Annotated in this window: 11 protein-coding genes; 8 read left to right on the top strand and 3 right to left on the bottom strand. The window is 73.6% G+C overall.

Translation table 11 applies throughout. From position 1 onward, the window contains the following. Window positions 1-440: 440 nt before the first annotated feature. The 3 genes from VGH76_RS02540 to VGH76_RS02530 are packed head-to-tail and all read left to right on the top strand — an operon-like array spanning window position 441 to window position 3,395. Window positions 441-947, top strand: a complete 507-nt coding sequence (locus tag VGH76_RS02540; RefSeq protein ID WP_331555033.1) for a hypothetical protein — start codon at window positions 441-443, stop codon at window positions 945-947. After that, entirely contained in the window at window positions 944-2,116 is a 1,173-nt protein-coding gene (rlmN, locus tag VGH76_RS02535; RefSeq protein ID WP_331555032.1) for a 23S rRNA (adenine(2503)-C(2))-methyltransferase RlmN, read from the top strand. Before VGH76_RS02540 ends, rlmN begins: the two co-directional genes overlap by 4 nt. Before the next feature lie 37 nt (window positions 2,117-2,153). After that, on the top strand, window positions 2,154-3,395 hold the full coding sequence (locus tag VGH76_RS02530) for a GNAT family N-acetyltransferase (RefSeq protein WP_331555031.1): 1,242 nt from the start codon (window positions 2,154-2,156) through the stop codon (window positions 3,393-3,395). 4 nt (window positions 3,396-3,399) lie between these two features. On the opposite strand, the gene ligD is transcribed toward VGH76_RS02530, so the two are convergent. Further along, window positions 3,400-4,338 (bottom strand): non-homologous end-joining DNA ligase, encoded by a 939-nt coding sequence (gene ligD, locus VGH76_RS02525; protein ID WP_331555030.1) that lies wholly within the window; start codon window positions 4,336-4,338, stop codon window positions 3,400-3,402. A 51-nt stretch (window positions 4,339-4,389) separates the two neighbouring features. On the opposite strand from ligD, the gene VGH76_RS02520 reads away from it, so the two are divergent. Continuing rightward, window positions 4,390-5,778, top strand: a complete 1,389-nt coding sequence (locus VGH76_RS02520; protein WP_331555029.1) for an FAD-dependent oxidoreductase — start codon at window positions 4,390-4,392, stop codon at window positions 5,776-5,778. A gap of 54 nt (window positions 5,779-5,832) precedes the next feature. On the opposite strand, the gene VGH76_RS02515 is transcribed toward VGH76_RS02520, so the two are convergent. Together VGH76_RS02515 and VGH76_RS02510 are read right to left on the bottom strand one after the other, a co-directional pair. Next, a complete protein-coding gene (locus VGH76_RS02515) occupies window positions 5,833-7,776 on the bottom strand; it encodes an amino acid transporter (RefSeq protein ID WP_331555028.1) in 1,944 nt (647 codons plus the stop codon). Further along, entirely contained in the window at window positions 7,773-8,078 is a 306-nt protein-coding gene (locus VGH76_RS02510; RefSeq protein ID WP_331555027.1) for a DUF2631 domain-containing protein, read from the bottom strand. The genes VGH76_RS02515 and VGH76_RS02510 overlap by 4 nt, the downstream gene beginning before the upstream one ends. A gap of 97 nt (window positions 8,079-8,175) precedes the next feature. On the opposite strand from VGH76_RS02510, the gene dxr reads away from it, so the two are divergent. The 4 genes from dxr (at window position 8,176) to VGH76_RS02490 (ending at window position 14,102) form a co-directional block, all read left to right on the top strand. After that, on the top strand, window positions 8,176-9,390 hold the full coding sequence (gene dxr / locus VGH76_RS02505) for a 1-deoxy-D-xylulose-5-phosphate reductoisomerase (RefSeq protein ID WP_331555026.1): 1,215 nt from the start codon (window positions 8,176-8,178) through the stop codon (window positions 9,388-9,390). Window positions 9,391-9,446: 56 nt separating this feature from the next. Next, window positions 9,447-10,760: a site-2 protease family protein gene (locus tag VGH76_RS02500; protein WP_331555034.1), complete on the top strand. Its 1,314-nt coding sequence runs from the start codon at window positions 9,447-9,449 to the stop codon at window positions 10,758-10,760. 79 nt (window positions 10,761-10,839) lie between these two features. Next, window positions 10,840-12,003, top strand: coding sequence for a flavodoxin-dependent (E)-4-hydroxy-3-methylbut-2-enyl-diphosphate synthase (ispG, locus tag VGH76_RS02495; RefSeq protein WP_331555025.1), 1,164 nt, complete (start codon window positions 10,840-10,842; stop codon window positions 12,001-12,003). Window positions 12,004-12,041: 38 nt separating this feature from the next. Further along, entirely contained in the window at window positions 12,042-14,102 is a 2,061-nt protein-coding gene (locus tag VGH76_RS02490; protein ID WP_331555024.1) for a S9 family peptidase, read from the top strand. Window positions 14,103-14,247 lie beyond the last annotated feature (145 nt).

The raw sequence follows: 14,247 nt of genomic DNA, 5'->3' as shown, positions 1-14,247 counted from the left end.
TCCACGCCGCGGTTTCCTCGCCGGTCAACCCGGCCGGGTCGAGGCCCTCCAGCGCGGCGGACAGCGCGGGGCCGGCGGGCAGGGCGTCGAGCCCCCCGCACACCGCTTCGTCGATCACCACCGCCATGGATCGAACACTAGATCGACCCCCGACAGCCACGGCGGGAATCGGGGATCAGAGACTGGGCCGGACGAGTGAATTCCGAAGAAGGCCCTGCCCGCCGACCCGACCCCGACACGCGGCTACCGTGGAGGGCGTGTCGTACCCGCAGCCCGGTCCGTATCCGGGTGACCCCTACCGCGGTGGCGGACAGGGCCCCGCCGGCTTCAACCGTGGACCGGGCGGCCCCTCCGGGACGCCTCGTGGTGCCTCGCGACCGAGCTCGCGCGGCCCGTCCGGCGGCGGTCGGCCTCCGCGCTCGTCGATCCGCCTCGACCCGGTGCTCGTCGAGTGCCTCATCGGCGTCGCCTGGCTGACGGTGGGGAGCCTCGGGCTGGGCTCCGACGGGGCGGGGACGCTGCTGCTGGCGGCCGGGATCGCGCTGGTCGTCTTCGTCCTGGTGGAGAACCGCCGGCGGGGCTCGCGGTCGTTCGACGCCCCCCGCTCCGCGGACCTGCTGCGCTACGGGGCGTTCGCGGTGGGCGGCATCGTCGTGGTGTCGGTCCTGCTCGGGCTGATCTCGGAGGCCGGGTTCGCGCCGGGACTGTCCGCGGTGATCACGGGGGTCGCCTTCCTCGCCGTCGCGCGCTCCACCGGGCAGCGCCCGACGCAGTGGCTGGGCATCGCGTTCGTCGTCCTGGGCGTGCTCGCGGCACTGCTGTCGACGCAGGAGACGTCGAGCTTCGTCTCGCAGGGCCTGCTGGGTCTGCTCTGCGGGCTGCTGGTGCTGGTCTCGGCCGCGGACCGCATCGGGATGCTGGATACCCTCCGGGACCGAATGCGATGAGCGCCGCACCCGACGACTCGCCCCAGCTGCCCGTCCTCTCGCTCTCGGGGACCGGCACGCGCCGCACCCGCCCGCCCCGGCACTTCGCCGACCTCGGCCCCGACGAGCGGAAGGCCGCCGTCACCGAGCTTGGCCTCCCCGGGTTCCGGGCCGACCAGATCGCACGGCAGTACTACGCGCGCTACGAGGCCGATCCGGCTGCGATGAGCGACCTCCCCGCCGCCGCCCGGGACTCCATCGCCGGCCTCTTCCCGCAGCTCTTCGAGCCGACCTCCGTCGTCGAGTGCGACGGCGGCACCACCCGCAAGACGCTCTGGCGCGCCGTCGACGGCGCCCTCGTCGAGAGCGTCCTCATGGGCTACAGCGACCGCGCCACCGTCTGCATCTCCAGCCAGGCCGGCTGCGGGATGGCCTGCCCGTTCTGCGCGACGGGGCAGGGCGGGCTGCAGCGCAACATGTCCACCGCCGAGATCGTCGAGCAGGTCCGGACGGCGGCCGCGGCGGCCCGGGACGGGGCGCTCGGCGCCGGCGTCCCCGCGCGGCTGTCGAACATCGTCTTCATGGGGATGGGCGAGCCGCTCGCGAACTACCGGCGGGTGGTCGACGCGGTGCACCGCATCTGCGACCCCACGCCGGCGGGCCTCGGCATCTCCCAGCGCAGCGTCACCGTCTCCACCGTCGGCCTCGTCCCGGCGATCCACCGGCTCGCCGACGAGGGACTGCAGGTCACGCTCGCGGTCTCGCTGCACACGCCCGACGACGAGCTGCGCGACACCCTGGTCCCGGTGAACACCCGCTGGCCCGTCCGCGAGGTCCTCGAGGCCGCCCGGCACTACGCCGACACCACCGGTCGCCGGGTGTCGATCGAGTACGCCCTCATCCGCGACGTCAACGATCAGCCGTGGCGCGCGGACCTGCTCGCCCAGCTCGCGAGCAGGCACCTCGGCCGGCTCGTGCACGTCAACCTCATCCCGCTCAACCCGACCCCGGGCTCGAAGTGGGACGCGAGCCCCGCGCCGGTGCAGGCCGAGTTCGTGCGCCGGGTGCGCCAGGGCGGAGTGGCGTGCACCGTCCGCGACACCCGGGGTCGGGAGATCGCCGCGGCCTGCGGCCAGCTGGCGGCCACCGGTGGGCGAGACGGGCGCGCCGACGAAGCGACCGCGAGCTGAGTCTCGGGTGCCCGACGCCGGGCCGGTCGTCCGGTCCATGACGCCGCGCGTCACCGAGGGCTCCGCCGATGCCGGCACCGTCGCGTGGACGCGGGCGATGTCCGCGGCGTTCCTCGCGCCGCGGTCGGACTCCGAGCAGCTGGCCCGGGTCGGCGCCGGGTTCGAGGGCCAGCGCCTGCGCGGGGCCTATGCCGACCCCGACCCCTCCCCGGTCGCCACGCTGCGGTCCTGGGACGCCGAGCTCACGGTGCCCGGCGGGACGGTCACGGCGGACGCGATCACCGGGATCGGCGTGCGCTCGACCCACCGCCGCCTCGGCCTCGCCCGTCGCCTGCTCGCCGAGGACCTCGCGGCCGCGGTCCGCGCGGGCAGCCCGGCCGCGGTGCTCACCTCGACGCAGGGCTCGCTCTACGAGCGCTTCGGGTTCGGCCTGGCCACCCGCACCCGGTCGATCCGGCTGGACACGACGAAGGCCCGCTTCCGCGACCCCGCCCCGCGCGGCAGCGTCGAGATCGTCGACCGACCCGATGCCGCCCTCGCGCTCGCCGGACCGATCCACGCCCGCGCCCGCCGTCGTCACCCCGGGGCCCTCGCCCGCACGCCGGGACAGTGGGAGGTCCTGCTCACCGGCATCGCCCCGTGGAACGGGATGGAGCCCGACCGGCAGCGGGGGATCGCCGTCTGGCGCGACGACGACGGTACGCCCGCTGGCTACGTCGTCCAGCGCGTCGAGGAGGGCTGGCACGGGGCGGGGGCGGCGACTCTCGGGATCGTCGACCTGCAGGCCACGACGTCGGACGCCTACACCGAGCTGTGGCGCCACCTGTGCTCGCAGGACCTGGTCGGCACCGTCACCTGGGCGCAGGCCTCGGTCGACGAGCCGTTGCCCTGGCTGCTCGACGACCACCGTGCGGTTGCCGTCGAGGGCGAGCGGGCGATGGTGTGGCTGCGTGTGCTCGACGCGCCCGGTCTCCTCGCGGCGCGCCGCTACCCCCTCGAGGAGGCGATCGTGCTCGAGATCGTCGACGACGCCGGCTACACGGCGGGCCGCTGGCGCCTGGACACCCACGACCGGCTCGCCCCCGTCGTCGAGCCCACGCGCGACGCGCCGGACGTCGTGCTGCCGGTGAGCGCACTCGGCTCGGTGGTCCTCGGCGGCGTCGACCCCCGGGTGCTGGCACGCTCGGGGCGGCTCGAGGAGGTCTCCGCGGGCGCCGCCGGGCAGCTGGCGCGGCTGCTCGCCGCGCCATCCGTGCCCTGGAACGGCACCCCGTTCTAGGCCCTCACTCGTCGAGGTCCGCCGCGGGCGCCTCGGCGGAGTCGCGCTCGGCCCACTCGAGCAGCGGCGACAGGTCGAACACCGCCTCGTCGATCCCGGCGTGCAGGTCGCCGATCTCGGCGAACCGCGCGGGCATCGTCGCGATCGTGAAGTCGCCCGGTTCGACGTCGGGCACCTCGTCCCATCGGACCGGAGCCGACACGATCCCCAGCGGCGTCCCGCGCACCGAGTAGGCGCTGGCGATGGTGTGGTCGCGGGTGTTCTGGTTGTAGTCGACGAAGACCGTGCCGGGCTCGCGGTCCTTGCGCCACCACGCCGTCGTCACCAGCCGCGGCGCCCGCCGCTCCACCTCGCGGGCGAACGCCCACGCCGCGCGGCGCACCTCGCCGAAGGAGTGCTCGGGCGCGATGCGCACGTAGACGTGCAGGCCCTTGCCGCCGGAGGTCTTCGGGAAGCCGACGGCGCCGAGCTCGTCGAGGACCTCGTGGACGACTCCCGCGACCTCGCGGACGGTGCCGAACCCGACGTCGGGCATCGGGTCGAGGTCGATGCGCCACTCGTCGGGGGACTCGACGTCGGCGGCGCGGGAGTTCCAGGGGTGGAACTCGACGGTCGACATCTGCACGGCCCACACCACGTCGGCGACCGAGGAGACGCAGAGCTCGTCGGCGGTGCGGTTGTAGCGCGGGAAGCGCACCCGCACCGTCGGGACCCAGTCCGGGGCGCCCTTGGGGAGGCGCTTCTGGTGGACCTTCTCGCCGTCGACGCCGGTCGGGAAGCGGTGCAGCATGCAGGGGCGGTCGCGCAGGGCGTTGACGATGCCGGGGCCGACGGCGAGGTAGTAGTGGGCGAGATCGAGTTTCGTTTCACCGCGCGCCGAGAAGTACACCCTGTCCGGGTTGGTCAGGCGCACGGTGCGCCCGTCCACCTCGATCTCAGCCACAGGTCTCGACCCAGCTTCGGCCACGTGGGCACGCTATCGGAGGTTCGGCAGATGACCCGTCGCATCGTCGTCGTCGGCGGGGACGCCACCGGGATGAGCGCGGCCAACACCGCCCTGCGCCACGCCTCGGACGAGGTCGAGGTGACCGTCCTCGAGAAGGGTCACTACTCCTCGTACTCCGCCTGCGGCATCCCGTACTGGATCTCCGGCCACGTCCCCGACGGCGACTCCCTCATCGCCCGCACGCCCGAGCAGCACCGCGAGGCCGGGATCGACCTGCGGATGCGCACCGAGGTGACCGCGATCGACGTCGAGAAGCAGGTGGTGTCCTTCCGCGCCGTGGACGGCGACGGCGAGGACGGCGAGATCGAGTACGACGACCTCGTGCTCGCCACCGGTGCCCGGCCGCTGCGCCCGCCGCTGGAGGGCATCGACGCCGACGGCGTCTTCGGGGTGCAGTCGCTCGAGGACGGCGAGGCGATCATCAAGGACCTGACCGACGGTGACCAGCGGCGCGCCGTCGTCGTGGGCGCCGGCTACATCGGCGTCGAGATGGCCGAGGCGATGGTGCTGCGCGACCTCGAGGTGACGATCCTCGACCAGGCGCCGGAGCCCTTCACCCAGATCGACCCCGACATGGGCGCCATCGTCCGCGAGGCCATGCAGGGCATGGGGATGACCGTGCTCACCGGCGTCAGCGTGCAGGGGTTCGACGTCGGTGACGACGGCCGGGTGACCGGGGTGCGGACCGACCGGGACACGATCCCCGCGGACATCGTCGTGCTCGGGCTCGGCGTGCGGCCCAACGTGGACCTCGCCCGGGAGGCCGGGCTGACGGTGGGGGCGTCCGGCGGGCTGGTCACCGACGTCCAGATGCGCTGCGCGGGCCACGACAACGTGTGGGCCGGCGGCGACTGCGTCGAGGTCCAGCACCGGCTCTCGCACCGGGGCGTGGCGATCGCGCTCGGCACCCACGCCAACAAGCACGGCCGGATCATCGGCACGAACCTGGCGGGCGGCTACGGCGCCTTCCCCGGGGTCCTCGGCACGGCGATCTCGAAGGTGTGCTCGCTGGAGATCGGCCGCACCGGGCTCGGCGAGGCCGAGGCGACGGCCGCCGGGTACGGGTACGTGACGACGACGATCGAGTCGACCAACGTCGCCGGCTACTTCCCGGGCGCGGAGACGATGACGGTGAAGGTGCTCGCCGAGAAGCGCTCCGGGAAGCTCCTCGGCGCGCAGATCGTCGGGCGCGCCGACTCGGGCAAGCGCATCGACGTGTTCGCGACGGCGATCTGGAACGACATGGACGTCGAGGAGATGACGTTCATGGACCTGTCGTACGCGCCACCGTTCTCGCCGGTGTGGGACGCGGTGCTCGTCGCCGCGCGCAAGGCGGCGAAGGCGGTGGAGGGGGACGTCCCGGTCTCGCCGGCTTAGCTCCGCGTGTGCGTGCGTTTCCGTGCTGAGACACGGAAACGCACGCACGAGGCGTCAGCCGACGTGCACCGCCGGGCGCCGGGACGGGTCCGGCTCGGCCTCCCGCAGCACCTCGCGGGTCACGGGCGCGACCTCGCCGACCCCGAAGAGCAGGTAGCGCACGAGGTTCACCGCCGGGTTGCCCTCGGTCCACTCGAAGTAGACGTGCGGCGCGCGACCCGTCCGGTCCCGGAGCTCGAGCAGCAGCGCCGCGATCGCGTTGGGCACGCTGGCCGAGCGCGCCCGCAGGATGCGGTACCCGTGCCGGTACTCGCCGAGCACGTGCAGCTCCTCCTCGAAGTCCGAGGGGTCGCCGACCGTGATCTCCACGAAGATCAGGGCGTCGCCGGACGGGATGTGGTGGTCGTAGCGCTCCTCGAGCTCCTTGTCGTGGTACTCGGCCCGGTCGCGGCGGTCGGGCTCGTTGGCGATGAGCCGGATCGTCGACTCCGGGTCCAGCGTGTGGGCGTCGCGCAGGATGTGGTCGGCGGTGTCGTCGAGGTGCACCGCGGTGATGCGCAGCTCGAAGGACCGTGCGGCCCGCGAGGCGAACGAGACGACGAGGATCGCCAGCACGAAGATCAGGCCGATCTTGAGGCCCTCCGGCCGTTCGACCATGTTCGTCACCGTCGTGTAGACGAACACCACGCTGACCACGGCGAACCCGGCGAACGCCGCCCGCTGGCCGTGCTTGCGCGCGGACAGCGTCACCGACACCGACGCCGAGGTGATCAGCACCAGCACGCCGGTCGCGTAGGCGCCGGACTGGGCGTCGACGCTCGCGTCGAAGACGACCGTGACGAGGATGCCGACCAGCGTGAACACCGCGACCATCGGCCGGACCGCCCGGGCCCAGTCCGGCGCCATCCCGAAGCGCGGTAGGTAGCGCGGCACGAGATTGAGCAGCCCGGCCATCGCCGAGGCCCCCGCGAACCACAGGATGACGATCGTCGAGAGGTCGTAGGCCGTGCCGATCACGTCGCCGAACTGCTCGTGGGCGAGGTAGGCCAGCGCCCGGCCGTTCGCGGGCCCGTCCGGTCCGAACGCCGGGAGCGGGATGAGCACGGTGCACGCGAAGCTCGAGGTGACCAGGAAGCCGCTCATGATGAGCGCCGCCGTCGTGAGGAGCTTGCGGGCGCCGGCGATGCGCGCCTCGGGGGAGCGCTCGGTGTCGCCCTCGGCGCCCTTGATCAGCGGCATCACCGTCACGCCGGTCTCGAAGCCGGACAGCCCGAGCGCGAGCTTGGGGAACACGAGCAGCGCGATCCCGACGATGACCAGCGGGTTGCCGTTCTGCGTGGTCAGCGCCGCGCCCCAGTCGACGACGAGCTGCGGCGTCGTCGCGATCCGCACCAGCGCCCCGACCACGACGACCAGGTTCATGACGAGGTAGATCCCGACGATGACCACGGCGATCCCGATGGCCTCGTGGAACCCGGCGAGGAAGACCACGCCGAGCAGCAGGATCAGCGCGATCGTCAGCGGCACCTCCCAGCCCTGCAGCGCCGATCCGACCAGGGGGTTCTCGATGACGTGGGCGGACGCGTCGGCCGACGAGAGCGTGATGGTGATGACGAAGTCGGTGGCGGCGAACCCGAGCAGCACCAGCACGAGCAGCTTGGACCACCAGTAGGACAGCAGCCGCTCGAGCATCGCGACCGAGCCCTCGCCGTGCGGGGACTCCCGGGCCACCCGGCGATAGATCGGCAGCGCGCCGAGCAGGGTCAGCGCCACCAGCACGAGGGTGGCGATCGGCGAGACCAGCCCGGCCGCCGCCACCGCGACGGCCGGCTGGTAGCCCAGCGTCGAGAAGTAGTCCACGCCCGTGAGGCACATGACGCGCCACCACGGCTTCCCCGCGGTGGGGTCAGGGCCGCGGACGCCGGGCCCGGTGTGCCGGTTGGAGCGATCGACGAGGCCGTCGAGCATCCACTGCCGGAGGGCCCCGGGTCGGGTCAACGGCGCCAGGCGGTGCGGGCCCGGATGACCGACCCGAGGGAGAGGAAGAAGAAGCCGATCGCGAGCGCGATCACCCACACCCGGTCCTCGCCGTTGTAGTAGTTCGAGTACAGCATGATCAGCAGGACGGCCGCGACGACGAAGCCGGAGAGGCGGGCGACCTTCGGGTAGTGCCCGTGCCAGCCCCACTCGACCGAGGGCTCGTCGTCGGACGACACGCCGTTCACGACGACGGCGTGGTGCGTGTCGCCCTGCGCGACCTCGCCGTGGGCCTGACGGGCCGGGGTCGAGCCGCTCGCCACGGGTCCTCCTCGTGCGGTCCGGTCCCCCGGACACCGGGGGTCTCGCGCGTCAACCTATCCGCCCGCGGCGTGCGGGGCGATCGGTGGGCGGGCCAGGATGACGGTGATGGCCACCTCCGCACCGCAGACCGCGCCCGACCGCCGCTCCGTGGTTCTGCTCGGCTCGACCGGGTCGATCGGCACGCAGGCGCTCGACGTCGTGCGCAGCAACCCCGACCGCCTCACCGTGACCGCCCTCGCCGCCGGCGGCGGCCGCCCGGAGCTGCTGGCCGCCCAGGCCGCGGAGTTCGGGGTGGCGAGGGTGGCCGTGGCCGACCCGGCGACGGCGGCCCCCGTCGAGCACGCGCTGCGCGAGGCCGGCGCCCGCGCCACCGTGATCGCCGGCCCGGAGGCGATGACCGACCTCGCCGGGTCCGGGGGGCCGGGCACCGTCGTGCTGAACGCCGTCGACGGCTCGCGCGGGCTCGCGCCGACCCTCGCCGCGCTGCACACCGGTGCCACACTCGCGCTGGCCAACAAGGAGTCGCTGGTCGCCGGGGGCCCGCTCGTCACGCGCGCGGCGACCCCCGGGCAGATCGTCCCGGTGGACTCCGAGCACTCCGCGATCGCGCAGTGCCTGCGCGGCGGGGCGGCCGACGAGGTCGACCGGGTCGTGCTCACCGCCTCCGGCGGCCCGTTCCGCGGGCGGACCCGCGCACAGCTCGCGGAGGTCTCGCTCGACGACGCCCTGGCCCACCCGACGTGGGCGATGGGGCCGGTCGTGACGCTGAACTCCTCGACGCTGGTGAACAAGGGCCTCGAGCTCATCGAGGCGCACCTGCTGTTCGGGGTGCCCTACGAGCGGATCGACGTCGTCGTGCACCCGCAGTCGATGGTCCACTCGATGGTGACCTTCGCCGACGGCGCCACCATCGCCCAGGCGAGCCCGCCGGACATGCACCTGCCGATCGCGCTCGCGCTGGGCTGGCCCGACCGGCTGGCGGGGGCGTCGCGGCGCGAGACGTTCGCCGCGGCGTCGGCGTGGACGTTCGAGCCCCTCGACGCGACGGCGTTCCCGGCGGTCGACCTGGCCCGCGCGGCGGGGTCGGCGGGCGGGTGCCTGCCGGCGGTGTTCAACGCCGCGAACGAGGAGGCCGTACACGGGTTCCTCGCCGGGCGCGGCACCTGGCTGGGCATCGTCGACACGGTCGCGGAGGTGCTCGGCGACGCGGACGGGTGGTCGCGAGACCCGGTCGACGTGGCCGACGTGCTCGCCGCCGAGGAGTGGGCGCGGGCCCGGGCGGGGGAGATCCTGGGGGCGGCGCGCGCCTGAGGCACCCGGGGCCGCACGAGATCGCCACATCGGCCCGGATACCGTGGCGCCTCGTGATGCTCGTCGTCGGGATCGTGCTGTTCGCGCTCGGTCTGTTGTTCTCCATCGCCTGGCACGAGCTCGGCCACTTCACGACCGCCCGGTGGTTCGGCGTGCGGGTGCCGGAGTTCATGGTCGGCTTCGGCCCGGTGCTGTTCTCCCGGCAGCGCGGCGAGACCTCGTTCGGCGTGCGGGCGATCCCGCTGGGCGGCTACATCCGCATGATCGGGATGGTGCCGCCGGCCCCGGGCGAGCGCATCGGCCGCAGCCGCCGCTCCGGGCCCTTCCAGGGGCTCATCGACGACGTCCGGGCCGACTCGGCGCGCGACATCCAGCCCGGCGACGAGGACCGGCAGTTCTGGACCCGCAAGCCGTGGCAGCGCATCGTCGTCATGTTCGCCGGCCCGTTCATGAACCTGGTCCTGGCGGGCGTGCTGTTCGTCATCGTGCTCATGGGCTTCGGCATCCCGACCTCGCAGCCCGTGGTCAGCGCGGTGAGCGAGTGCGTGGTGCCCGCCTCCCAGGCCACCCCGGACAACCGCTGCCCCGTCGGCGCCCCGCCCACCCCGGCCGCCCAGGCCGGGTTCCGGGCCGGTGACCGGATCGTCAGCTTCGAGGGCCGCACCTTCGACTCCTGGCAGGATCTCCAGCTCGCCATCCGCGACGCCAAGGGCACCGTGCCCGTCGTCGTCGAGCGCGCGCAGCCGGGCGGGGGTGTGCAGACCCTGACGCTCTACCCGCAGCTCATCCAGACCCAGCTGCTCGACCTCGACTCCGCGCAGTCCGGGGAGCCGCGCTACGTCACGGGGTCGTTCCTCGGACTGACGCCGATCCAGCCGGTGATGCGCCAGACCCCCGGCCAGGTCCTGGACTACACCGGCCAGATGTTCTCCAACGTCGTGACGAGCGTCGCCGCCCTGCCGCACAAGGTCCCGGCGCTGTTCGGCGCGGTGTTCCTCGGCCAGCAGCGGGACGCGACCGGACCGGTCAGCGTCGTCGGCGTCTCGGTCCTCGGCGGAGAGGTCCTCGCCTCCGACCAGCCGGTGACCACCGAGCTCGCGACGATGCTGCAGCTGCTCGCCGCGGTGAACATCTCGCTGTTCCTGCTCAACCTGCTGCCGATCCTGCCGCTCGACGGCGGGCACATCCTCCCGGCGCTGTGGGAGGCGGCCAAGAAGCGGTTCGCGCGGATGCGGGGACGCCCCGACCCCGGGCCGGTGGACATGGCGCGGCTGATGCCGATCGCCTACGGCTTCGCCATCCTGATCATGCTCTACGGCGGGCTCGTGATCGTCGCCGACATCGTCAACCCGATCAAGCTGAACCTCTAGGGCGAAGCCCATGTGAAGGCCTGTGGACGTCATGGCGACCACATCCGCTCACGTGGGCGTCAGCCCTAGACTGGATGGCATGACGATCGACCTCGGCATGCCGGAGGCGCCCGCGGTGCTCGCGCCGCGCCGCAAGACCCGTCAGCTCGACGTCGGGGGCGTCGGGGTGGGCAGCGATCACCCGGTGTCCGTCCAGTCGATGACGACGACGCTCACCGCCGACGTCAACGCCACCCTCCAGCAGATCGCCGAGCTCACCGCCGCGGGCTGCGACATCGTGCGCGTGGCCGTCCCGAGCGCCGACGACGCCGAGGCGCTGCCGGCGATCGCGAGGAAGTCGAACATCCCGGTCATCGCCGACATCCACTTCCAGCCGAAGTACGTGTTCGCCGCGATCGACGCCGGGTGCGCCGCGGTCCGGGTGAACCCCGGGAACATCAAGAAGTTCGACGACAAGGTCGGCGAGATCGCGAAGGCCGCCAAGGACGCGGGCATCCCGATCCGCATCGGCGTCAACGCCGGGTCGCTGGAGCCGTCGATCATGGCGAAGCACGGGAAGGCGACGCCGGAGGCGCTGGTGGAGTCGGCGCTCTGGGAGGCGAGCCTGTTCGCCGAGCACGACTACCACGACATCAAGATCTCGGTGAAGCACCACGACCCGGTCACGATGGTCCGGGCCTACGAGCTGCTCGCCGAGCAGTGCGACTACCCGCTGCACCTCGGCGTGACCGAGGCCGGGCCGACGTTCCTGGGCACGATCAAGAGCGCCACCGCCTTCGGCGCGCTGCTCTCCCGCGGCATCGGCGACACCATCCGCGTCTCGCTCTCGGCGCCGCCGATCGAGGAGGTCCGGGTGGGCCTGTCGATCCTGGAGTCGCTGAACCTGCGCCCCCGCAAGCTCGAGATCGTGTCGTGCCCGTCCTGCGGGCGCGCGCAGGTCGACGTCTACAAGCTCGCCGACGAGGTCACCGCCGGGCTCGAGGGCATGGAGGTGCCGCTGCGCGTGGCCGTCATGGGCTGCGTCGTCAACGGGCCCGGCGAGGCCCGCGACGCCGACCTGGGCGTCGCGTCCGGCAACGGCAAGGGCCAGATCTTCGTCAAGGGCGAGGTCATCAAGACCGTGCCCGAGGCCCAGATCGTCGAGACGCTGATCGAGGAGGCCATGCGCCTCGCCGAGGAGTCCGGGGAGGACGAGCTCGCCGGTGGCCACGCCGGCGGCGCGCCCACCGTCACCGTCGGGTAGGAGGCCGGGGGCCGCCGGTCGTGGTGGGATCGGGATCGATGAGCACCTTCGACGATCTCGACGCCTTCGTCGCCACCCGCCGCCAGGCCGGGCTCGCGCTGTCCCCGGACGGCGCCCGGCTGGTCACGACGGTCTCCGAGCTGGCGCCGGACGCCACGAAGTCGGTGACATCCCTGTGGGAGGTCGACCCGACGGGGGAGGCCCCGGCGCGGCGGCTGACGCGCTCGGCGGCGGGGGAGTCGTCGGCGGCGTTCGCGCCCGACGGCGACCTGCTGTTCACCTCGCGCCGCCCGGACCCGACGGTCGAGGCCGGCGAGGACGAGCCGGCCGCGCTGTGGGTGCTCCCGCACCACGGCGGCGAGGCGCGGCGCATCCTCGACCCCGGCGACGGCATCGCGTCCTTCGCGGTCGCGCGCGACGCCGGGCATGTCGTCGTCACCACCACCGTGCCGGTCGGGCCCGCGCCCGAGCCGCCCGCCGAGGCGGAGGACGCGGGCGAGGTCCCCGACGCCGCCGCCGCGCTGCGGGCGGCGCGCAAGAAGGCCGGCGTCTCGGCGCGGCTGCACGACCGGTTCCCGGTGCGCTTCTGGGACCACGACCTCGGCCCGGGACGCCCCCAGATCCGGGTGCACGACCAGCTCGCGGCCGACCGCCTCACCGACCCGGTCGCCGTCGTCGACCCCGCGGAGCCGACCCAGCGGGTCCGGGAGTCCGCGATCGCGCCCGACGGGTCCGTGCTCGCCGTCGCCGTGGACATCCGGGATCGAGCCGACCCCGCCGCCGTCCGCGTCCGCCTCGAGCTGCGCCCCACCGGCGGCGGCGAGACCGAGGTCGTCGCCGACGAGGCCGGTGCGGACCACGAGATGCCCGCGATCACGCCGGACGGGCGCTGGCTGCTGTGGATCCGCGAGGAGCACGCCGCGCCCGGGCGCGCGCCGGCGCAGTCGCTCATGGCGCGGGAGCTCGCCGGCGGCGAGGCGCGGACCGTCGTCGAGACCGGTCGCTGGGCGATCCGGTCGGTGGTCGGGGCGGCCGACCCCGACGTCGTCCTCGTCGTCGCCGACGAGCGCGGTCACGCGCCGGTCTTCCGGGTCTCGATCGCCGACGGGTCCGTGACGCGGCTGACGGCCTCGGGCGCCTACGGCGACGTCGTCGCGAGCCCCGAGGGCGGCGCGCTCTACGCGATCCGCGCGACGATGGACGCCCCGCCGACCCCGGTCCGGCTCGACCCGCACGCCGCCGACCAGGAGCCCGCCGTGCTGCGCGGCGCGACCGAGATCGACGACCTGCCCGGCTCGCTCACCGAGGTGCACGCCACCGCCGCGGACGGCACCGCGCTGCGGGCGTGGCTGGCGCTCCCGGCCGGGGCGTCGGAGCAGGCGCCGGCGCCGCTGCTGCTGTGGGTCCACGGCGGGCCGTACATGAGCTGGAACGCCTGGTCGTGGCGCTGGTGCCCGTGGCTGATGGTGGCGCGCGGGTACGCGGTGCTGCTGCCCGATCCCCGGCTCTCCACCGGGTACGGCCGCGAGTTCACCGACCCGGCGACGGGTGCCTGGGGCGGGCTGCCCTACACCGACCTCATGACCGTCACCGACGCCGCGCTGGAGCGCCCCGACCTCGACGGCTCCCGGACGGCGACCATGGGCGGGTCCTTCGGCGGCTACATGGCCAACTGGATCGCCGGGCACACCGACCGCTTCGACGCGATCGTCACCCACGCCAGCATCTGGCACCTCGACGGCTTCGTCGGCACCACCGACGGCTCGTTCCACTGGGTGCGCCAGTGGGGCGACCCGATCACCGACCGCGACCGCTACGACGAGCACTCACCGCACCGGTCCGCGGCGCGGATCAGCACGCCGATGCTCGTGATCCACGGCGACAAGGACTACCGCGTGCCGATCGGGGAGGGGCTCCGGCTCTGGTACGACCTGCAGCGCCACGGCCGCGTCGGGGACGTCTCGCAGTTCCTCTACTTCCCGGACGAGAACCACTGGGTGCTCAAGCCGGGCGACGCGAAGCTCTGGTACTCGACGGTGTTCGCGTTCCTGGCCCACCACGTGCTGGGGGAGAAGTGGGAGCGCCCCGAACTGGTCTGACGCGGATCTAGCGCCTGGTGCGCCGGGGGTTCGCGACGCTGCGCGGGTGCGCCAGCGCCTCGAGCCGGTCGTGCTCCTCGCGGGAGGCGCCGTCGTCGTGGAGGGTGTCGTTCTGGGCCATGCTCCGAGGGTCCCCGATGTGGCT

The sequence above is a fragment of the Actinomycetospora sp. genome (assembly GCF_036497585.1).
Classification (GTDB): domain Bacteria; phylum Actinomycetota; class Actinomycetes; order Mycobacteriales; family Pseudonocardiaceae; genus Actinomycetospora.
This window is presented reverse-complemented; position numbering and strand designations above follow the sequence as displayed.